Origin of the sequence: Mesorhizobium sp. M0136, from assembly GCF_040322515.1 — a bacterium.
Lineage (GTDB): Bacteria > Pseudomonadota > Alphaproteobacteria > Rhizobiales > Rhizobiaceae > Mesorhizobium.
Genome location: NZ_JAMYTP010000027.1, coordinates 16,087 through 34,941, shown reverse-complemented (window position 1 = coordinate 34,941; position 18,855 = coordinate 16,087). Strand labels below are relative to the sequence as shown.

Sequence of the window (18,855 nt, the reverse complement as noted above, 5' to 3'; positions counted from 1 at the left end):
GGCTGAACGGAGGGGACAGTCATGACACGTTCGCTTCTTGCAGGGGCCTGCGCGCTGGCGTGGATTCTGATGCCAGTGGCAGGCGCGCATGCACAGACCGATATGGTGCTCGTGCCGGCTGACGATGCGTCCGGCGGGGCCGACCAGGGCGCGTTGAGCAATGCGGCCCTAGCCGACAATGACAAACAGGCGCCGATCCCGTTCGAGGGTGGCCAGCTGACCATCACCCAGGAGGAAGAGTACGGGGAACGGGTGCTCGCCTTCGACGGCAAGGAACTGGCGCGCAATTACGACGTCTTCTTCGACAAGATCGTCGAGGTCGGCGGCGTCAAGGTGGCGCTGGTCGATGTCGGCGACGGCGGCAATCAATGCGGCCCGGCCAAGGTGATCGTGTGGAAGCCGGAAGGCGGCACGATCCAGACGACCACGGTCGAGCAGGATGAATGCGGCGCACCACCGGCCGCGATCTCCGACAGCGCCATCTTTTTCGTACCCTATCTTTTGCCGGGCGATTCCAAGCCGGCGCTGCAATGGTCGCCGACGGACGGGCTGACGACGTCCGGTAATCTGACCTACATGCCGGAGCCGGGCACGGACTGGAAAGACGTCGATCCGTCGAAATACGACAACATCATTGATGCCTTTCACAACGAGGCCGTCTACAGGCTAGCCGAGACGCTGCTCGGCAAGGACATGCCCGACATGGCGACCAGCCTGCTGGTCGGCGGCGGTACTGCGGAGACCGCTTCGGGCGCCTTTTTTGCCAGCGGCTGCGTGCCGCATGATTGCGGCGGCAATGACGGTTTCATGGCCGTCGACCCGGTCAACCATAAGCTCTATTTCGCCCGCCGCGGCGACAAGCCCGAGCCGGACGCGTGGCCGGCGGTGAGTACATGGCCGGCCGACGTCAAGGAAGCGCTGGACAAGGCGCTGGGGTCGGCGAATTAAGGTTTCGACAAGGGGTCGCAACTGCGCATTCGTCATCCTCGGGCTTGAGCCGAGGATCCATGCCGCGACCGTTGTCGGAAGGCGCGGCTGAGCAGAAATTCTGCACCGTGGCAAAGCCCATGATGTCTCGGCATGGATCCTATGGTCTACGCTGCGTCGCTACGCTCCTTGCTCCGCCATAGGATGACGACGGATAGATGCTCCGGCCAATCTCCAAGGTTTGCGTCTTGCCGCCTCGTGACAACAATTTGCCTAGCTTGGCTCATGACCCGCCCGGCCCCTCTGCTAGACGACGCTCAGCAACCCAACGAGGCCGCCCCATGCGCACACTCATCTCGACCGGTTCGCCCTTCGAGAAGACCGCCGGCTATTCGCGCGCCGTGGTGCAGGGCGACTGGTGTTTCGTCTCCGGAACGACCGGCTACGATTATGCCACTATGACGATGCCGGAGACGGTCGAGGCACAGACGCGTAATTGCCTCTCTACCATCGCCAAGGCACTGCAAGACGGCGGCTTCGAGATGGCCGATGTGGTGCGGGCACATTACTATATCACCGATGCGGCTTTCGTGGATGTGGTGTTCCCGATCCTCGGCGAGGCCTTTGGCGAGATCAGGCCGGCGGCAACGATGATCGTGTGCCAGCTCAACAAGCCGGAGATGAAGATCGAGATCGAGGTGACGGCGCTGCGGCGCACAGCCTGATGCCTGTCACGGTTGCGACAACGACACGGTTAGCACGAGGATCGGCCCATGGTGAAGATCAGGCGCATCGTTGCAAACATAGACACGCAGGATATCGCGGCGGCAAAACCCTTCTATCAGGATGTGCTCGGCCTCGATCTCAAGATGGATATGGGCTGGATCGCTACCTACGGCTCGCAAGAGACGATGTCCGTGCAGGTCAGTTTCATGGCCGAAGGGGGGTCAGGAACGCCGGTGCCGGACATCTCTATCGAAGTCGACGACGTCGATGCCGCGCTTGAAAGCATGAGGACGGCCGGCTTTGCCATCGAATACGGTCCGGCGGACGAACCCTGGGGCGTGCGGCGCTTCTTCGTACGCGACCCGTTCGGCAGGCTGGTCAATATTCTTTCGCATCTGTAGGCGTTTTGGCTTGAGCATCGGATTCTGCCAAACCCGGTTTCCACTTTTGGGTCCGATGCTCTGAACCGCAGGCTTGCGCGCCGGCTGCTTGGCGTTTAGCAAGGCCGCGTTCATGCGCTAAACAATCGGGACGGTTCTCATGGCTTCGAAAAATCTTCTCCTGCTTGCCGGCGACGGCATCGGCCCCGAGGCGATGGCCGAGGTGAAGAAGCTGATCGCCGCCATGAACGACAGGCTCGGCAGCGATTTCGTCACCGATGAGGGCCTTGTCGGCGGCTGCGCCTATGACGCGCATGGCGCGGCGATCTCCGATGCCGACATGGCCAAGGCGATGGCCGCGGACGCAGTGCTGTTCGGCGCCGTCGGCGGACCGAAATGGGATGCGGTGCCTTACGAGGTGCGCCCGGAGGCGGGTCTGCTGCGGCTGCGCAAGGACATGGAGCTGTTTGCCAATCTCAGGCCGGCAATCTGCTATCCGGCGCTGGCGGCGTCCTCCTCGCTCAAGCAGGAGGTGGTCGAAGGGCTCGATATCCTCATCGTGCGCGAGCTCACCGGCGGCGTCTATTTCGGCGAGCCGAAGCAGATCATCGATCTCGGCAACGGCCAGAAGCGCGGCATCGACACCCAAGTCTACGATACGTTTGAGATCGAGCGCATTTCGGGCGTTGCCTTCGAGTTGGCACGCACGCGCAAGAACCACGTCACCTCGATGGAAAAGCGCAATGTGATGAAATCTGGCGTGCTGTGGAACGAGGTCGTCACCCAGACGCACAAGGCGCGCTATGCCGACGTCAAGCTCGATCACATGTTGGCCGATGCCGGCGGCATGCAGCTGGTGCGCTGGCCGAAGCAGTTCGACGTCATCGTCACCGACAATCTGTTCGGCGACATGCTGTCCGACATCGCCGCCATGCTGACCGGCTCGATCGGCATGCTGCCGTCCGCCTCTCTCGGCGCGCCGGATGCGAAGACAAAAAAGCGCAAGGCGCTCTACGAGCCGGTGCACGGCTCGGCACCCGACATCGCCGGCAAGGGCATCGCCAATCCGATCGCCATGATCGCCTCCTTCGCCATGTGCATGCGCTATTCCTTCGGCATGGTTGAAGAGGCCGACCGGCTGGAAGGCGCGATCGCCGCCGTTCTCGACCAGGGCTTGCGCACCAGGGATATTCATTCGCCGGGGATGACCGAGGTCGGCACCGCTGAGATGGGCGACGCGATCATCGCCAAGTTCCTGGGCTGATCCCGTGTCGGTCGACGTCCGCTGGGCGACGACCGGGGATGCCGCGGCCGCCATGCTTTGCGAAATGGCGGTGCATTACCGGCAGCCGCCACTCGACGCCAGCCAAGCTTTGTCGGCGGCGCAGAAATGGCTTGGCGACGAAAGTCCGGCCTAACCGCATTTTGCGCTCGCCTTCGTCGATGGTGAAGTTTGCGGGCTGGCCTCGGTTGCGATCGCGCATCCCGGCATCGATCTCGAACGGCTGCTGTTCCTTAAGGACCTATTCGTACGCGATGATGCCCGCAATGGCGGTGTCGGTCGAGCGCTGATGGCATTCTTTGCCGGCCATTGCCTGCGCCAAGGCATCGGCCGCATCGACCTGACCACCGAGGACTGGAACGAGCGTGCGCTGCGCTTCTACGTCAGACTCGGGGCGGAGCGCCAGGGCCGGAAGGTCTTCCTCAGGCTTTCGAGCGAGGCGCTGAAGGCGACCGCTAAACCCTGACGCCCGCCGGCACCGACCCCCAAGGGTTTTCACCGACCTTGGATGGGATAAGCCCAAGCGCCAACAGACCCAGCGTGTTGAAGCCGGGAACGAAGTACAGCAAAACGAACCAGCCGCTCAGGCCGATGTCGTGCAGGCGTCGTACCATAAGGGCAAACCACGGCAGGACAGTCAGTAGCAGGAACACGAAGGCTGGCGCATAACCCAAAGCTCCAAATTCCAGGTCGCCTCTGACAGCTGTGATCGCTGCATTGATGAGGACGCCGAACGCAAGAAGCGCGAAGAACACGGTCAGCGTGAGCAGAAAAAAGCCCCAAAATTCCTTGCGGCGGGCGCGGCCGGTGAAGCTGACATGTCTCACTTTGAATGCGCGCCAGAAATAAGCCCATAATCCGGTGGATTGGGCAGGTTCAACGCCGTTGGGAATGAGGCTGCGGGATTCGGCAGCCCTTGGCCTTCCTGCAATGACGGCGCGCGCAGTCCCATCGTCCGGCTGGAACTCGACGGGTGCGCCTCTGACCAACGCCACGCCGGGACTCAGATCCTCATGCCCGACGATGTAACGCTTGCCGTCGGCTCCATTGATGTATCCGAAACCCTGATCCTGGTCATAATGATAAATCGCGCCGCGCATTGCTTGCCCCCAAATACTGTGCCGTACGGATACTATCCAAGGTTGTTTTCAATTGCAATATGCACGCATTACATGTGCGAATGGAGCGGCTGCTAGGCACGGCGCCGGCTAAACCCTGACGCCTGCCGGCACCGGACCCCACTGGTTTTCACGTGCCTGTGTCGGGATCAGCGCGAAGATCAGGATGATCACGGTGCCGAAGGTCGGGATCAGGAAAAGCAGGAAGAGCCAGCCGGTCAGGCCGATGTCGTGCAGGCGACGCACGTTCAGCCCGAACCATGGCAGGGCTGTCGCCAGCAGGAAGACGCCGAAAAGGCCGACCGTTACTGCCGGCAATTCACTGTTGTCGAGATTGCCCATGGCGTCATCGATGAAGACGCCGAGTCCTATGACCACGATCAGCGCGATCGTCCAGAACAGGCAATAGCCCCAATATTCCTTGCGGCGGGCACGGCCGGCGAAGTTGAAGTAATTCTCGGTCAGACCCAGCCAGAAATAGTTCCACAGGCCGGCGGATTCGGCCGGACTTTGTTCAGCGGAACGGCCGAAATGTTGCGGCTGACGTGCCGCTGGCGCATTGCCGGCCTGAGATGGCGCGGCGGTTGCAGTGGAGGCGTCGGCAGGCGCACTGCGAGGTTGGATCGAAAAAACATCGCGTGCCCGTCCGCCAGCCGGCTGGAATTCGACGGTCGTACCTCCGGCAACCGATGCTTCGCGGCGCAAATCTTCACGCGCCAAAGTGTAGCGGTTGCCGTCGGCTCCGGTGATGAAACCAAAACCCTGGTCTTCGTCGTAATGAAGAACTTCGCCGCGCATGTCCTGCCCACCCCATTTCCCCGCCCCAGACTGTGCAAAGTTCCGGCAGACCGCAAGGGGCGTGCGGAAATGGAGAGTGTTGGCTATTTACCCCGGCCGTTTCTTCGATTTCTTGTGTTTCGCAGGTCCGCCTTCGAACTTCGCCTTGGCCGGTTTCCCGGCCCAGGGCCTCGCCTCGAATGCCGGGCGCTGGTCGGCCGGTGCGCGCTTCTCGAATTTGGGCGCATGCTGATCGAAGGTGCGCTTGCCGCGGTGCGGCTTCTTGTCGGGCCTTGGTTCCTGATAGCCGGCTCGCGACAAATCCGGCGTAGCGTCCAGCCGCTTGACCGCAATGTTGCCCTGCAGCTTGCGGTCGGGACCGATCGCAGCGAGGAAGCGCTCGGCCCAGTCCGCCGCGATCTGCACGAAGGTTTCCTCCGGCTGCATCTTGATCGCGCCAATCTCGCGCTTGGAAATGCCGCCTGTCCGGCACAGCATCGGGATCAGCCAGCGCGGCTCGGCGTTCTGCCGGCGTCCGACCGACAGCGAGAACCAGACGCTGTCGCCGAAATCGTCGCGGCGGCTCGCTGCCTCGTCGCGGCGGGCGGCTCCGTCGCCAGCGGGTCTGTCGCCGGACGGCGTGAACGGAGCGACGTCCAAGAGATCCTCGGGCGCCGAGCGGCTGGAGCGGCAGAGACGCACGAAGGCCGCCGCCACCAGTTCGGCGCCACGTTGGTCGAGAAGCGCGTTGACGAAGCCGCGCTCATCGTCCGTCACCGGCTCGCTGAAGACCGGGTCGGCGAGGATGCGTTCGTCGTCGCGGCGCAAGACGTCGTCGGCCGAAGGCGGGCTCGCCCACGTCGCCGCAAGGCCGGCGCTTTGCAGCAGGCGTTCGGTGCGCCTGCGGGCATTGTTGGGCACGATCAGCGCGCTGACGCCCTTGCGTCCTGCCCGTCCCGTCCGCCCGCTTCGGTGCAGGAGCGTCTCCGGGTTGGTCGGCAAGTCGGCGTGGATGACCAGCTCGAGGTTGGGCAGGTCGATGCCACGTGCCGCGACGTCGGTGGCGATGCAGACTTTTGCGCGGCCGTCGCGCATCGCCTGCAGCGCGTGGCTGCGCTCGTTCTGGCTAAGCTCGCCGGACAGCGCCACGACGGAAAAGTTGCGGTTGTTGAAGCGCGCCGTCAGATGGTTGACGGCGGCGCGGGTGTTGCAGAACACCAGCGCGTTCTTGGCTTCGTAAAAGCGCAGCACGTTGATGATGGCGTTTTCGCGATCCGCCTGGGCGACGCTCAGCGCCCGGTATTCGATGTCGAGATGTTGTTTCTCCTCGCCACCAGCCGAGATGCGTACCGCATCGCGCTGGTAGCCCTTGGCCAGCGTGGCGATGGAGCGCGGCACAGTGGCGGAAAACATCAGCGTGCGGCGATCGGCAGGGGCAGCATCGAGGATGAATTCCAGATCCTCGCGAAAGCCGAGGTCGAGCATCTCGTCGGCTTCGTCGAGCACCACTGCCTTGAGCGCCGACATGTCGAGCGAGTTGCGGGTGATGTGGTCGCGCAGGCGGCCGGGCGTGCCGACGACGATGTGGGCACCGCGTTCCAGCGTGCGCCGCTCGGTGCGCATGTCCATGCCGCCGACGCAGGACGCCACCGTGGCGCCGGTCAGTTCGTAAAGCCATTCCAACTCGCGCGTCACCTGCAGGGCCAGCTCCCGCGTCGGCGCGACGGCCAGTGCCAGGGGTGCCGCCGCGTGGGAAAAGCGCTCCGCGCCATCGAGAAGGGTCGGCGCCAAAGCCAGCCCGAAGGCGACGGTCTTGCCGGAGCCGGTCTGGGCCGAAACCAGCGCATCGGCCTGGCCAAGCTCGAGAACCGCCTTCTGCACCGGCGTCAGCTCGACATAGCCGCGTTTTTCCAGCGCCTTTGCCAGCGCGGGAACAATAGCTTCGAAATTGGACATCTTGCTCTTTCGAAATTCGGATTCTTAAATACCCGGCGACGGGTAAATGTCGGCAAGCGCCACGGACGGGCGCCACGAGCCAGACGATACCCGTTCGTACTTGGTGCCGATGTCATTGTACAGGGCGGGCGGGTCGGCCTGGTTGCGATTGACTCTGGACGCAAACCGCGTAAAAGCCGGCACCGAACGGGATAGTTTCGATGCGCGGCCTTCTGATGGCGCTCCTTGCATTCGACATCCCCGGCCCCAATGCGAACCATTGGGCCGGGTGCGTCGGTGCGTCTCCTCGTTCCAGCAAACCCACGTTGTTGCTCAAAAAAACCGGCAAAACGACCACCAAAACGGTCTGATTCCCTTGGCCTAACCACCCTCTCCCGGGTCCGGCCCGGGGGTTGAAACCCGCATCGGCCGGCGGGTTTTCTCCAGAAACCGAGCGGAGAGGGACAGGAGATTTCGATGAGTTTCAAGGTTGCGATCGTCGGCGCCACGGGCAATGTGGGCCGGGAAATGCTCAACATACTGGAGGAACGTGGCTTTCCGGTGAGCGAGGTGGTGGCGCTGGCCTCGCGGCGCAGCCAGGGCACGGAAGTGTCGTTCGGCGACCGCACGCTGAAGGTCAGGGCGCTCGACCAATATGATTTTTCAGACACCGACATCTGCATCATGTCGGCTGGCGGCAACGTCTCGAAGGAATGGTCGCCGAAAATCGGCAAGCAGGGCTGCGTCGTCATCGACAATTCGTCGGCCTTCCGTTACGATCAGGACGTGCCGCTGATCGTTCCGGAAGTGAACCCGGATGCGATCTCGCTGTTCACGCGCAAGAACATCATCGCCAACCCGAACTGCTCGACGGCGCAGCTGGTCGTGGCGCTGAAGCCGCTGCATGACGCTGCCACCATCAAGCGCGTCGTCGTCGCCACCTACCAGTCGGTCTCCGGCGCCGGCAAGGAAGGCATGGACGAATTGTTCACGCAGACGCGCGCGGTGTTCGTCGCCGACACCGTCGACGTCAAGAAGTTCACCAAGCGTATTGCCTTCAACGTCATCCCGCATATCGACGTCTTCCTCGACGACGGCTTCACCAAGGAAGAGTGGAAGATGGTGGCCGAGACCAAGAAGATGCTCGACCCCAAGATCAAGCTGACGGCGACCTGCGTGCGGGTGCCGGTGTTCATCGGTCATTCGGAAGCGGTCAACATCGAGTTCGAAAAGCCGATCACCGCCGATGAGGCGCGCGAGATCCTGCGCGAGGCGCCGGGCTGCCAGGTCATCGACAAGCGCGAGGACGGCGGCTACATCACGCCACTGGAATCGGCCGGCGAGGACGCCACCTTCATCTCGCGCATCCGCGAGGATTCGACCATCGACAACGGCCTTTCGATGTGGATCGTCTCCGACAATCTGCGCAAGGGCGCGGCACTCAATGCGGTTCAGATCGCCGAGCTGCTGGTCGAGCGCGGGCTGATCCAGCCAAAGAAGAAGGCGGCGTAGTTTCGCTCACGGCCGTATCGCCGCTAACGCGGCTGGCCTCCGCGGGGCGCCGGACGACCGGCGGCCTGCGGTCACAGGCTCGGCCTTCGCGATCTCTGCTCAGCTTGCTTTTCGCTCACGGGCCGCATCGCCGCTTCGCGGCTGGCCCTCCGCGGGGGCGCCGGACGACCGGCGGCCTGCGGTCGCAGGCACGGCCTTCGCGATCTCTGCTCAGCTTGCTTTTCACGGGCCGTATCGCCGCTAACGCGGCTGGCCTCCGCAGGGCGCCGGACGACCGGCGGCCTGCGGTCTTAGGCACGGCCTTCGGCCGCGATTTTTGCTCAGCCTGCTTTTCGCTCACGGGCCGCATCGCCGCTATCGCGGCTGGCCCTCCGCGGGGGCGCCGGAAGGCCGGCGGCCCGCAGTCGCGGGCTCGGCCTTCGGCCGTTAGCGCCCTTCTCCCCGCTCACGGGGAAAAGGTTCCGGCAGGAGGATGAGGGGCAGCGCAGGCGTCTCAAATGGCCAGCAAGGTGCCGGCGTCACAGCCGGTTCTCCTCCGCTAGTCCAACAGCAACTCCAGCGCCTCCTCCGCCCGGTCGGCGGGCACGAACAGGTGATCGTGGTAGAAGGCCGAGACCGGATTGACGCCGATGCCGGCCGCGGCCAGCCGCGCGGTGCTGGCGGCGAGGAAGCCGACCGCGTCCAGCGACGAATGGATGTTCAGCGTCAGCATCCGGCAGCGGAACACGGTTTTCAGTCCAGCGGCCTTGGCATGGTCTTCATGCACGATCAGCGTAATGCCCTCGCGCTCGCGAAATAGCATCACCGGGTGGAGCCTGTCGGGAACGGGCGCATCGTGGCAACGTGGTGAACACATGAACCCCGGCAAGCAATTCCGGCGTCATTGCCGCCAGCAACTGTTTCAGGTCGGTCTCTCCGGCCATCGATTGCTTTCGTTGTGCGACTAGGCGGCTGCTGCGTCGAGCGCTCGAAGACACTTCTATGGATTTTCGATAACGCCCTCCACCTCACCCCGCAAGGTGGACTTGGCCAGGTTCGTTGCTGACTGAACGTACACACCCAAGGTTCGCCGCTGGAGTGAAAAGAACTGGAGGCATGTCGGATCGCCGTAATGGGCCGCGTCCTTGGTTCGAGCTGGCGGAGGAGCCAGTGCTCACAACGACCGGAGGGAACATCAATGACCATGTCTCAGGCAGCACCCGTCTCATCGCGTGCCTTGTGGGCCGGCCGCGTGCTCAGCGCCGTCGTCGTGCTGTTCATGATCTTCGACGGCGTGATCAAGCTACCGCCGCTCGAAATCGTCACCCAGACCATGGTGCAGCTCGGCTGGCCGGCCGATGCCAATGTCTCGCGCATTCTCGGCATCATCGGACTGGTCTCGACAGCGCTTTACGCGCTGCCGCGCACCTCGGTGCTCGGCGCCATCCTGCTCACCGCTTATCTCGGCGGCGCCGTCGCCACGCATGTGCGGATCGGCAGCCCTTTGTTCTCGCACATACTGTTCGGCGTCTATCTCGGCGCCATCCTCTGGGGTGGCCTGTATCTGCGCGATCCAAGGGTGCGCGGGTTGTTCCCATTCAACCAATAGCGGCGACTTCGAAAGCCGTTCGATGATGGCCACGCCGCCAGAGCGGGCGCGATCTGCCGCCGCTTTTCTACTCTTTGGATCAAATCGAGTTGGATCAAATCGAGCGCCGCCGGGCGGCAGCCGATCTTCTTCTTTGGATCAAATCGCCTGGTTGCGAGTTAGGAGGTTCAGCGGCGAGGACGGCACCCTGTTGGAGAGGAACGACAATGAAAAAGGTGATGATCTTGATGGCCTTGCTGGTACCGCTCGGTGCCTGCTCCCGCACTGAGCAAGGCGCGGCAGTTGGTGGCCTGGGCGGTGCGGCGGTCGGCGCCGCGGTGGCCGGCAACCCAACCAAGGGCGCGGTGATCGGTGGTGCGGCCGGCGCTTTGGCCGGTGCGCTGATCGGCCGTGCCAGCGAAAGCGGCCAGTGCCGTTATCGCGATCGTAACGGTCGTGTGTACGTTGCGAGTTGCCCAGAGGGCTATTGATCGGGCCGCACCATGCGGACGAACAGCAAAACGGCGGGCAAGGCCCGCCGTTTCGTGGTTGTGGAGATGATTTATTCGGCGCTGGCGGCTTCCGCCTCGGCCGGCGCGGCTGCAGCGGCGGCAACGGCCGCGGCGGCATCTTCCTGCGCCTTCTTCAGCAAGGCTGCGCGCTCCTGCGCCTTCTTGCCGGGCTCGGCCTTCTTCGGGTTGGAGCGGGCTTCGCGCTTGGCGATGCCGGCTTCATCGAGGAAGCGCAGCACGCGGTCGGTCGGCTGGGCGCCATGCGACAGCCAATGCTTGACGCGCTCGGCGTCGACCTTGACGCGTTCGCCGTCCTTGGGCAGCAGCGGGTTCCACGAGCCTAGCGACTCGATGAAACGACCGTCACGCGGCGAACGCGCGTCGGCGACGACGACATGGTAATAGGGACGCTTCTTCGAGCCCGCACGGGCCAATCGGATTTTCAGTGGCATTTCTCTTCTCCTAAAAGCTCTGATTTGGTTGATCGGTTGGTGGCTGGTCCTCAGCCGGTTTTCGTCACGCCGTTGGATGCGGCGATCTGCTCGTGATGGCGGATCACTTCGCGGACGACGAAGTTCAGAAATTTCTCCGCGAAATCCGGGTCGAGATGGGCGTCCTTGGCCAGTTGGCGAAGACGGGCGATCTGCTCCTGCTCACGCGCCGGGTCGGCAGGCGGCAGGCCATGTTCCGCCTTCAGCACACCGACTGCCTTGGTGCAGCGGAAGCGCTCGGCCAGCATGTGGATCAGCGCCGCGTCGATGTTGTCGATCGAGGCGCGATAATTGGCCAGCGCCGCACGTGCGTCCGCCATGTCCTTCTCTTCGTTCATGGCGCCCTCACTTCTTCTTGCCGAGGCCATTCTTGCCAAGCATTGGCAGCCCGCCACCGCCCGGCAGGCCGGGAAGTTTCATGCCGCCGGGCAGCCCAGGCAGGCCACCGCCACCGGGAAGACCGCCGGGCAGGCCCTTCATGCCGCCGAGCCCGGCCGCCTGCGCCTGCTTCTGCAAGGCTTCGAGCTGCTTGGGGTCCATCTTGGAGAGATCCGGCATGCCGCCGCCCATCATGCCGCCTCCGGGACCGCCTGGGCCGCCAGGCATCATGCCGCCGAGCCCCATCTTGGAAGCGAGGCCGCCCATCATGCCGCGCATCAGGCCGCCGCCTTTGCCCTTGCCGCCCATCGCCTTCATCATGTCGGCCATGCCGCGATGCATCTTCAACAGTTTGTTGATTTCGGCCGCGTCGGTGCCCGAGCCGGCGGCGATGCGCTTCTTGCGCGAGTGCTTCAGAATATCGGGGTTGGCGCGCTCCGCCTTGGTCATCGACGAGATGATGGCGAGCTGGCGGCCGAACATCTTGTCGTCGAGACCGGCGGCGGCCATCTGATCCTTCATCTTGCCCATACCGGGCATCATCCCCATGATGCCCCCCATGCCGCCCATTTTCGACATTTGCTGAAGCTGGCCGGCGAGGTCGTTCAGGTCGAACTTGCCCGACTGCATCTTCCTGGCCATCGCCGCCGCCTGTTCGGCGTCGATGTTCTCGGCCGCCTTCTCGACGAGGCTGACGATGTCGCCCATGCCGAGGATGCGGTCGGCGATACGCTTGGGATGGAATTCCTCCAGCGCGTCCATTTTTTCGCCGGTGCCGATCAGCTTGATCGGCTTGCCGGTAACGGCGCGCATCGAGAGCGCCGCACCACCGCGGCCGTCGCCGTCCATGCGGGTCAGCACGAGGCCGGTGATGCCGACGCGCTCGTCGAAGCTTTTTGCCAGATTGACGGCGTCCTGGCCGGTCAGCGAATCGGCAACCAGCAGGATCTCGTGCGGCGACGACATCTTCTTGATGTCGGCCATCTCGACCATCAGCGGCTCGTCGATGTGGGTGCGGCCGGCAGTGTCGAGGATGACGACGTCATGGCCGCCGAGCTTGGCCGCCTGCACGGCGCGGCGGGCGATATCGACCGGCGTCTGGCCGGCGACGATCGGCAATGTGGCGACCTTGACCTGCTCGCCGAGCTGGCGGAGCTGCTCTTGCGCGGCGGGACGCCGCGTGTCGAGCGAGGCCATCAAAACCTTCTTGTTTTGACGGTCGGTGAGGCGCCTGGCGATCTTGGCCGAGGTCGTCGTCTTGCCGGAACCCTGCAAGCCGACCATCATGATGACGACCGGAGCCGGTGCATTGAGATCGATGGCGACGCCCTCGGCGCCGAGCATCTCGACCAGTTCGTCATGGACGATCTTGACGACCATCTGGCCGGGCTTGATCGACTTGACCACGGCGGCGCCGACGGCCTTCTCGCGCACCTTGTCGGTGAAGGAACGCACCACTTCCAGGGCCACGTCGGCCTCGAGCAACGCACGGCGCACCTCGCGCAGCGCCGCCGAGACATCAGCCTCCGACAAGGCGCCGCGGCCGGTGAGGCCATTCAGGATCGAACCAAGGCGCTCTTGCAGGGACTCAAACATTGGTCAACCCACCGCGCGACAGCGCCTTGGATTGATTTTGATCCCTGTCGGGCCGATGGCCCTCCACGCTTCTTGTGCGTTCCTGTAGCGATTCAAACATTCTTTTTCCTTTTCCCTGGCACCCGGATGTGCCCGAGAGGTAATGCGTTCGCGCCAACTGTCCAAACAAAAGCCGGTCCGGGCAAAAGCCCAAAGCCAAAAAGCACCCGGGGGCGCACAGCGCTGCCGGGTGTTGGCCTCCGGGATCGATTTACAGCACTTCACCTCAAGGAGGTTTCGGCGTCCCGGTCGGTTTGCTCGGAGGAATACTCGTCGCGGATTTCGCGGCGTGTAGACAGGAAATCGGCCGCAGAGTCAAGCTTTGGTCAGGCTTTGCGCCAAATATGCTCGGGGCGGCCAGGCAAGGCGCATCAGCGCACGCCGCCGGCGAGCGGCATATCCGGCTCGACCTTCAGCGGTGAGCGCGGATGCAAAAGCAACAGAACAGTCAACAGGCTGCTGACGATGCCGATCACGGCGATGAGGACGGCGTCTAAAGTCGTCCAGCCGGCGGATTCGAGCGGCTTGGCGTTGAACAGGGCGAAGGAATTATAGCTTTGCTGGTGCGAAATCAGCAGGAAACCGGTCAGATTGTTGCCGAGATGGGCGCCGAAGCCGGCACCGAGATTGCCGGTCGCATAGACCAGAAGGGTCAGCAACAGCGCAAAGGCGGCGATCGAGGCCAGCACGCAGGCATTGATGGCGGCGCTCGAACCTGGGCTCCAGTGCAGGGCGGTGAACAGCAATCCCGGCAGCAGCGCCCAGATGAAAGGGTTCTGGAACCGGCTCGCCAGGCCCCTGAGCAGATAACCGCGAAAAAGCATCTCCTCCGACGAGGTCTGCAGAAAGGTCAGGGCGGCGATCGGGATCAGGAACAAAAGCCACGAGGACAGGCCGATCGCGCCGCGCGCGATGTCGGGCTGCAAACCATAAAGCAGGATCTCGGAAAGCAGCGAGGTGATCAGCACCGCGGTCAACCCTTTCAGGAACCCCGCCCAAGAAATGCGCCGGCTGACGCCAATCAGGGCGGTCAGCTTCTCGCGATGGATCCAGCGCATTGCAGCCCAAAGGCCGAGCCAGATTCCGACAAATGAAGCCAGCGCCGCGAGGATGCCCGCAGGAGAGGCCATGAAATCCTGCACCGCTCCTCCACCTGGCGAGGCGGTGCCAGATGACGCCTGCCAAACGGCAAAGGCATATGTGCCGCCGAACAGCACGGCGGCAGTGATTCCGAGCCAGAACAGGATGACCACCACCGCTCCAAGCAGAAGCCGCGGCAAAGTGGTCTTGTTGTTGGTGGTGTGCCGGTACTGTTGGAAGGCGGTTGGGTCGATCGTCACGCGGGCTCGCTGGCTGGTGCTTCGGCTCGCAAGGTCTAGAACATCGGCCGCAATGTGGAAACCGGTATTGCAGCGGCAGTACCGGCTTGTGGCAGTGTCGGCAGTGCGAGCGGCCGCCGCTATAGGCGACCGCCCTGTTTGTATCGTCAGCGCTCGACGTACATGATGCGCCTGGTGCCTGGATCGACCAGTGCCGGCTGGCCGTTCACATAGACATAGCGGTAATCATAGTCCGGAATCTCGCGCAGCTCGACGGTGTCAGGCAACGTCGCGCCGGTCACCACCTCGCCCTCGAGATAGACCGGTTCGAGCCGATGCGTACGGACATAGGTGCGGATCTCGGCCGGCGGTCTGCGGATAGGCTCGATCGCCTCGCCGGCAACGATCGCTCCGGTATAGGTGTCGGAATATTCGGCGCTATCGGCAGGCGGTGTCACGACGGCAATGTCAGCGCTGGCCGGACGCTGTGTCAGGACCACACGGCTGCCGCCGAAATCGGCCGTCACATAGTCGGAATAGACCCAGCCCTGGCCGTTGGCCTCGGCGATGGTGCACCATTTGCTATTGGCGATGCAGCCGTCGAGCGTCGCCGACTGGCCGGCCGCGAGCACACCGATGACCGGATATTGCGGGCCGGGGCCGGCGCGTACATTGAGATCGGTGATGGCCGAGACGGCGGTGTCGGCCAAAGCAGAGCCCGACATCGCTATGAGCGCTCCGGCCACCGCCGGAAACAATATGCGTTTCATGGTTTTCTCTCCGTTTCACAGTCCCTCGGGACCGAAAACGAAGCAAAGCCGCATGCGTTCCGGCTAAAAGGCTTCGGCCGGCTCACGATTTGTTCCAGTCGTTTTCGGCAGGTCGGTCAAAAGCTCGTGAACAAAAGCAAGTTTTTGCGCCGCCACGTCCGAGATGACGAAGGGATAGAGATCGGGCAGGCCCATACAGCGGTTGATCGAGTTGGACGCCTCCGACAGCACCAGCCAGCGCTCGAGAATCCTTTCGAAGGGCTCTGGCCTGGGGGCGGGTTCCGATGGTGCCGGCTGCAACTTGCCGCCGGTATCGGCGCGCGGCAGCTCGTTGGCTTCAACGGTCTCCAACCGGCCGAGCGGGAAATTCAGGGCATGCACCATCTCCAGCGTGTCGGTGATGTGCATGTGATGCGCCCATGTCTCGGCCCAGTCCTCCCATGGGTGCGACGTCGCATAGGCGGAGATATGGCGCTGCTGCCAGTCGGGCGGCGCGCCATCGGCATAATAGGTCTTCAGCGCCTGTTCGTAATCGGCGCGCTCGTCGCCGAACAAAGCGCGAAAACCGGCAAGCCTTTGCGGATCGTCGCGGATCAGGCGGTCCCAGTAATAATGGCCGAGTTCATGGCGGAAATGGCCGAGCAGCGTGCGGTAGTTCTCGCCCATCTCGACGCGCCGTCGCTCGCGCTCTGCCGAATCCGCCTCGGCGACGTTGAGCGTGATCCGGCCGTTGTCGTGGCCGGTCAAGATACGCTCGCCGCCGGGACCGCCGCCGATCGGATCGGCAAGAAAATCGAAAGCGAGGCCGATCTCGTCGCCGGGATTCTGCTTGGGTGCGACCGGCAGGCCGAAGGCGAGCAGCGAATACACGGCACGCTTCTTTGCCGCCTCGACACGGATCCAGCGGCGGCGGTTGCCGTCGACCGACAGATCCGGAATCAGCTGGTTCAGCGCACAGGCGCGGCAGAAGGCGTGGCCGGGCTCCGCCATCCAGTTGCAGGCGCATTCGTCGGCATTGGTGCAATGGAAGACGTCGTCGCCGGACAGCGCGAAGCGCGCATGCTCGGGATCGTAGACCACGAGGCTGGCGCAGTTCAGGCATTGCGCGTTCTCGAAATAGAGACGGTGGCCGCAATGCGGGCAGTCGAAAAGCTTCATTGGCGTCTCAAATCATTCGAAATGCGAAGGACAATACGAACAGGAGAACGCCAAACGCCTGTCAGCTGCCCACGTTCCTGCCGGCCGACGCTATTTTGCCGCAAGCTGGGCGACGACCTCCTTGGCCACTGCCGCGCCCGATAGCCTGGCGCCGCCGCAGGTCTGCATCAGCGGACCGGCCAAATGCTCGCCGGCGAAGAAGATCTTTTCCGCCACCGGCTGCATCAGCGTGGCGCGCGCTTGCGAGCGGCCTGGCCGCGCCGCCGCATAGGCGCCGCGCACGAACCGCTCAGCGCCCCAATTGGTCATCATCGCGCGTCCGACATGTTTTCGCACGTCGCCGCCAAAGATGCCGCAGAGCCGGTCGACGACGAAGTCGATGCCGGCCGCCTCGCCCGCCGCCGACATCTCCCAGGCGAAATCGCCGCCGACGAAACCGACCATCAGATCGAGGTCGAAGGGAAAGCAGAGGAAGTAGATGTCGTGTCTGGCCAGCCGCTCGATCAGCAAATCGTCGAACGGCTCCAGGCCGAGCCTTGTACCGGATATTTCGACCGGCAGCTTGGTCAGCATGCCCATCGGCAGGTCGAAGAAGGCGGCGAAATGCGCGTCGGGGAGTGCAGGCGAGAACGCAATCTCCTCGAAGGCGAGCACTGCCGGCGAGGCGGTGACGATAACCGCCTTGGCGCAGATGGTACCGCGATCGGTGACGCAGGCTACGCCCGGCCCATCCCAGACGATCTTGCGCACCGGCGTCGACAGTTCCACCGGCACATCGGCGCCGAAGCGCGCAACCAGCGTACCGAAGCCTTCCCTGGTGAAATAGTTCGGATCGAGATCGGCGGCGGCCTGAAAGTCGCGGATCGATATCTCGTCCTCGTCGGCGCCGAAATCCATCGGCCCGGCGAAGGTTGCGGCGGCGCGCGGCGCGTGTCCCTTGGCGAGCAATGCCGAAAGACGGTCGTCGTCGCCTTCCCTCACCTGATGTGCCGCCACCAGTTCGAACAGCCTTGCGTCGGCCACCTTCATCGCCGCCTCTTCGGCTTCGCTTGCCTTTCGCTCGCGGTAGTAGAGATGATCGACATTCATGTCGTGATGGTGAAGCGTCCAGGCGGCGGCTTTCGCCTCGGGAAAATAAGGATTGCGGTCCGCGGCATGCAACCAGGCGCAGCCGATGTCGAACGGCACGCCGAAATGCTGATCGCTGGTCCAGGCGCGGCCGCCAATGCGGTTCATCGCTTCCAACAATTTGAAGGAAAAACCGGCAGCGCGCAGGGTCTTGGCAGCCGAAAGCCCGGCTGAACCGGCGCCGATGATCACGACATCAACGTCTTCCATGCTTATTCTGCCCCCGCCACAATAATTACTTGATCGTAGGCAAATTCCCGGGCGTCCGCCAGTGTGGTGGATTTGAGGTTCCTGCTGTATTGAGTGCATCGGCGTGGCGCCGGGGCAGTGACAAGCAGGTGTTTCGCAGGCAAGTTCGCAATTGGGAACGTGATTCAGGCAACCAGGAGAGCAGCATGGCATTTCTTGCCAAGAAGATGTTTGTAGTGGCCACGGTGGTGGCGGTGCTTGCGCTGGCGACGGGCGCGCAGGCGGCCAGCTGTGGCAAGAGCGGCGCCGGCTTCGAGGCGTGGAAACCGGAGTTCGCCGCGGAGGCCAAGGCCGACGGCGTCGGCTCGAAGGGTCTGGCCGCTCTGGCTCGCGCAACCTACGCGACAAAGACGATCTCCGTCGACCGCGCCATCCATAAGGCTTTCAGCGGCTCGGTGGAAGCTTTCATGAAGCGCCGTGGCGCGTCCGCGATCATTGCCAGGGGCCGTGCACTGAAGAAGGCCAATGCTGCGCTGTTCGACAAGATCGAACAGAATTACGGCGTGTCGCCGGGCGTGTTGCTCGCCATCTGGGGCATGGAAACCGGCTTCGGTTCCGCCATGGGCAACCAGAATACGGTCTCCGCCATTTTAACGCTCGCTTATGACTGCCGCCGTCCGGAGTTCTTCTACCCGCATGCCATTGCGGCCCTGAAGCTGGTTGATCGCGGAGCGTTGAGCGCCTCGTCGGTCGGTGCCGCGCATGGCGAGATTGGTCACACGCAGTTCCTGCCCGGAAATGTTTTGACATATGGCGTAGGCAACAAAAACCTGCGCGACAAGGCCACTGCGTTGGCTTCTACCGCCAACTTCCTCAAGAGTCATGGTTGGCGACCGGGCGCCAGCGCGCAGGCGAATATCGGTGCAATTGCCGGCTGGAATTCCGCGAGCGTCTACCAACAGGCCATCGCCCAGATCGCCGACGCGATCGACGGCGGCTGACTAGAAATGTCCGTTCGACAAAAAGCCCGGCCGTGTGCCGGGCTTTTTTG

General features: G+C 63.5%; 21 protein-coding genes and 2 pseudogenes. 11 read left to right on the top strand and 12 right to left on the bottom strand.

The window, feature by feature from the left end; genetic code table 11:
- Positions 1–21 precede the first annotated feature (21 nt).
- From NKJ35_RS26155 to NKJ35_RS26130, 6 genes and pseudogenes are all read left to right on the top strand, one after another.
- A complete protein-coding gene (locus tag NKJ35_RS26155) occupies positions 22–948 on the top strand; it encodes an Ivy family c-type lysozyme inhibitor (RefSeq protein WP_352650260.1) in 927 nt (308 codons plus the stop codon).
- Positions 949–1,268: 320 nt separating this feature from the next.
- Entirely contained in the window at positions 1,269–1,652 is a 384-nt protein-coding gene (locus NKJ35_RS26150; RefSeq protein ID WP_352650258.1) for a RidA family protein, read from the top strand.
- Positions 1,653–1,703: 51 nt separating this feature from the next.
- Positions 1,704–2,054 (top strand): VOC family protein, encoded by a 351-nt coding sequence (locus NKJ35_RS26145; RefSeq protein ID WP_352650292.1) that lies wholly within the window; start codon positions 1,704–1,706, stop codon positions 2,052–2,054.
- A 139-nt stretch (positions 2,055–2,193) separates the two neighbouring features.
- A complete protein-coding gene (gene leuB, locus NKJ35_RS26140) occupies positions 2,194–3,297 on the top strand; it encodes a 3-isopropylmalate dehydrogenase (protein WP_254817899.1) in 1,104 nt (367 codons plus the stop codon).
- Between the two features lie 4 nt (positions 3,298–3,301).
- Positions 3,302–3,451 (top strand): hypothetical protein, encoded by a 150-nt coding sequence (locus tag NKJ35_RS26135; RefSeq protein WP_352650256.1) that lies wholly within the window; start codon positions 3,302–3,304, stop codon positions 3,449–3,451.
- Between the two features lie 15 nt (positions 3,452–3,466).
- Positions 3,467–3,781 (top strand): annotated as a pseudogene (locus NKJ35_RS26130) (GNAT family N-acetyltransferase); the annotation flags it as partial.
- Here NKJ35_RS26130 and NKJ35_RS26125 read toward each other — a convergent pair.
- From NKJ35_RS26125 to NKJ35_RS26115, 3 genes are all read right to left on the bottom strand, one after another.
- A complete protein-coding gene (locus tag NKJ35_RS26125; RefSeq protein ID WP_352650255.1) occupies positions 3,771–4,415 on the bottom strand; it encodes a DUF805 domain-containing protein in 645 nt (214 codons plus the stop codon). The pseudogene NKJ35_RS26130 and the gene NKJ35_RS26125 sit on opposite strands and share 11 nt — an antisense overlap.
- A gap of 108 nt (positions 4,416–4,523) precedes the next feature.
- Positions 4,524–5,231 (bottom strand): DUF805 domain-containing protein, encoded by a 708-nt coding sequence (locus NKJ35_RS26120; protein ID WP_352650254.1) that lies wholly within the window; start codon positions 5,229–5,231, stop codon positions 4,524–4,526.
- 87 nt (positions 5,232–5,318) lie between these two features.
- Positions 5,319–7,166 carry a DEAD/DEAH box helicase gene (locus tag NKJ35_RS26115; RefSeq protein ID WP_352650253.1) on the bottom strand — a complete coding sequence of 616 codons (1,848 nt, stop codon included), beginning with the start codon at positions 7,164–7,166 and terminating at the stop codon, positions 5,319–5,321.
- 200 nt (positions 7,167–7,366) lie between these two features.
- On the opposite strand from NKJ35_RS26115, the gene NKJ35_RS26110 reads away from it, so the two are divergent.
- Entirely contained in the window at positions 7,367–7,516 is a 150-nt protein-coding gene (locus tag NKJ35_RS26110; RefSeq protein WP_352650252.1) for a hypothetical protein, read from the top strand.
- 106 nt (positions 7,517–7,622) lie between these two features.
- Positions 7,623–8,657, top strand: coding sequence for an aspartate-semialdehyde dehydrogenase (locus NKJ35_RS26105; protein ID WP_352479700.1), 1,035 nt, complete (start codon positions 7,623–7,625; stop codon positions 8,655–8,657).
- A gap of 538 nt (positions 8,658–9,195) precedes the next feature.
- Here NKJ35_RS26105 and NKJ35_RS30970 read toward each other — a convergent pair.
- Positions 9,196–9,369, bottom strand: coding sequence for an ACT domain-containing protein (locus NKJ35_RS30970; RefSeq protein WP_502904675.1), 174 nt, complete (start codon positions 9,367–9,369; stop codon positions 9,196–9,198).
- A gap of 60 nt (positions 9,370–9,429) precedes the next feature.
- Positions 9,430–9,541 (bottom strand): annotated as a pseudogene (locus NKJ35_RS30965) (ACT domain-containing protein); the annotation flags it as partial.
- A gap of 293 nt (positions 9,542–9,834) precedes the next feature.
- Between NKJ35_RS30965 and NKJ35_RS26095 the strand changes: the two are divergent.
- Positions 9,835–10,245, top strand: coding sequence for a DoxX family protein (locus NKJ35_RS26095; protein ID WP_352479698.1), 411 nt, complete (start codon positions 9,835–9,837; stop codon positions 10,243–10,245).
- 206 nt (positions 10,246–10,451) lie between these two features.
- A complete protein-coding gene (locus tag NKJ35_RS26090) occupies positions 10,452–10,715 on the top strand; it encodes a YMGG-like glycine zipper-containing protein (protein WP_023680734.1) in 264 nt (87 codons plus the stop codon).
- A gap of 71 nt (positions 10,716–10,786) precedes the next feature.
- Here NKJ35_RS26090 and rpsP read toward each other — a convergent pair whose 3' ends face one another.
- The 7 genes from rpsP to NKJ35_RS26055 form a co-directional block, all read right to left on the bottom strand.
- Positions 10,787–11,188 (bottom strand): 30S ribosomal protein S16, encoded by a 402-nt coding sequence (gene rpsP, locus NKJ35_RS26085; protein ID WP_254817891.1) that lies wholly within the window; start codon positions 11,186–11,188, stop codon positions 10,787–10,789.
- Positions 11,189–11,238: 50 nt separating this feature from the next.
- Entirely contained in the window at positions 11,239–11,565 is a 327-nt protein-coding gene (locus NKJ35_RS26080; RefSeq protein WP_254817890.1) for a chorismate mutase, read from the bottom strand.
- Positions 11,566–11,572: 7 nt separating this feature from the next.
- Positions 11,573–13,201: a signal recognition particle protein gene (gene ffh / locus NKJ35_RS26075; protein ID WP_254817889.1), complete on the bottom strand. Its 1,629-nt coding sequence runs from the start codon at positions 13,199–13,201 to the stop codon at positions 11,573–11,575.
- Positions 13,202–13,611: 410 nt separating this feature from the next.
- Positions 13,612–14,580 carry a CPBP family intramembrane glutamic endopeptidase gene (locus tag NKJ35_RS26070; protein WP_352479696.1) on the bottom strand — a complete coding sequence of 323 codons (969 nt, stop codon included), beginning with the start codon at positions 14,578–14,580 and terminating at the stop codon, positions 13,612–13,614.
- A 146-nt stretch (positions 14,581–14,726) separates the two neighbouring features.
- Positions 14,727–15,329 carry a DUF1236 domain-containing protein gene (locus NKJ35_RS26065; RefSeq protein ID WP_352479695.1) on the bottom strand — a complete coding sequence of 201 codons (603 nt, stop codon included), beginning with the start codon at positions 15,327–15,329 and terminating at the stop codon, positions 14,727–14,729.
- A 63-nt stretch (positions 15,330–15,392) separates the two neighbouring features.
- The gene (locus tag NKJ35_RS26060; protein ID WP_352650247.1) at positions 15,393–16,487 is read right to left on the bottom strand and encodes a zinc-binding metallopeptidase family protein; all 1,095 of its coding nucleotides are present in this window, start codon (positions 16,485–16,487) and stop codon (positions 15,393–15,395) included.
- Positions 16,488–16,577: 90 nt separating this feature from the next.
- Positions 16,578–17,825 (bottom strand): flavin monoamine oxidase family protein, encoded by a 1,248-nt coding sequence (locus tag NKJ35_RS26055; protein WP_352650245.1) that lies wholly within the window; start codon positions 17,823–17,825, stop codon positions 16,578–16,580.
- A 185-nt stretch (positions 17,826–18,010) separates the two neighbouring features.
- Here NKJ35_RS26055 and NKJ35_RS26050 point away from each other — a divergent pair, with 185 nt between their 5' ends.
- A complete protein-coding gene (locus NKJ35_RS26050) occupies positions 18,011–18,805 on the top strand; it encodes a lytic murein transglycosylase (RefSeq protein ID WP_352650244.1) in 795 nt (264 codons plus the stop codon).
- Positions 18,806–18,855: the final 50 nt, after the last annotated feature.

Excerpts from the sequence above, each read along its gene's own strand:
- NKJ35_RS26055 (WP_352650245.1), bottom strand. The coding sequence starts at position 17,825 with ATGGAAGACGTTGATGTCGTGATCATCGGCGCCGGTTCAGCCGGGCTT.
- NKJ35_RS26090 (WP_023680734.1), top strand. The coding sequence starts at position 10,452 with ATGAAAAAGGTGATGATCTTGATGGCCTTGCTGGTACCGCTCGGTGCC.
- ffh (WP_254817889.1), bottom strand. The coding sequence starts at position 13,201 with ATGTTTGAGTCCCTGCAAGAGCGCCTTGGTTCGATCCTGAATGGCCTC.
- rpsP (WP_254817891.1), bottom strand. The coding sequence starts at position 11,188 with ATGCCACTGAAAATCCGATTGGCCCGTGCGGGCTCGAAGAAGCGTCCC.
- NKJ35_RS26050 (WP_352650244.1), top strand. The coding sequence starts at position 18,011 with ATGGCATTTCTTGCCAAGAAGATGTTTGTAGTGGCCACGGTGGTGGCG.
- NKJ35_RS26115 (WP_352650253.1), bottom strand. The coding sequence starts at position 7,166 with ATGTCCAATTTCGAAGCTATTGTTCCCGCGCTGGCAAAGGCGCTGGAA.
- NKJ35_RS26110 (WP_352650252.1), top strand. The coding sequence starts at position 7,367 with ATGCGCGGCCTTCTGATGGCGCTCCTTGCATTCGACATCCCCGGCCCC.
- NKJ35_RS26065 (WP_352479695.1), bottom strand. The coding sequence starts at position 15,329 with ATGAAACGCATATTGTTTCCGGCGGTGGCCGGAGCGCTCATAGCGATG.
- NKJ35_RS26155 (WP_352650260.1), top strand. The coding sequence starts at position 22 with ATGACACGTTCGCTTCTTGCAGGGGCCTGCGCGCTGGCGTGGATTCTG.
- leuB (WP_254817899.1), top strand. The coding sequence starts at position 2,194 with ATGGCTTCGAAAAATCTTCTCCTGCTTGCCGGCGACGGCATCGGCCCC.
- NKJ35_RS26060 (WP_352650247.1), bottom strand. The coding sequence starts at position 16,487 with ATGAAGCTTTTCGACTGCCCGCATTGCGGCCACCGTCTCTATTTCGAG.
- NKJ35_RS26095 (WP_352479698.1), top strand. The coding sequence starts at position 9,835 with ATGACCATGTCTCAGGCAGCACCCGTCTCATCGCGTGCCTTGTGGGCC.
- NKJ35_RS26125 (WP_352650255.1), bottom strand. The coding sequence starts at position 4,415 with ATGCGCGGCGCGATTTATCATTATGACCAGGATCAGGGTTTCGGATAC.
- NKJ35_RS26105 (WP_352479700.1), top strand. The coding sequence starts at position 7,623 with ATGAGTTTCAAGGTTGCGATCGTCGGCGCCACGGGCAATGTGGGCCGG.
- NKJ35_RS26080 (WP_254817890.1), bottom strand. The coding sequence starts at position 11,565 with ATGAACGAAGAGAAGGACATGGCGGACGCACGTGCGGCGCTGGCCAAT.
- NKJ35_RS30970 (WP_502904675.1), bottom strand. The coding sequence starts at position 9,369 with ATGCTGACGCTGAACATCCATTCGTCGCTGGACGCGGTCGGCTTCCTC.
- NKJ35_RS26150 (WP_352650258.1), top strand. The coding sequence starts at position 1,269 with ATGCGCACACTCATCTCGACCGGTTCGCCCTTCGAGAAGACCGCCGGC.
- NKJ35_RS26120 (WP_352650254.1), bottom strand. The coding sequence starts at position 5,231 with ATGCGCGGCGAAGTTCTTCATTACGACGAAGACCAGGGTTTTGGTTTC.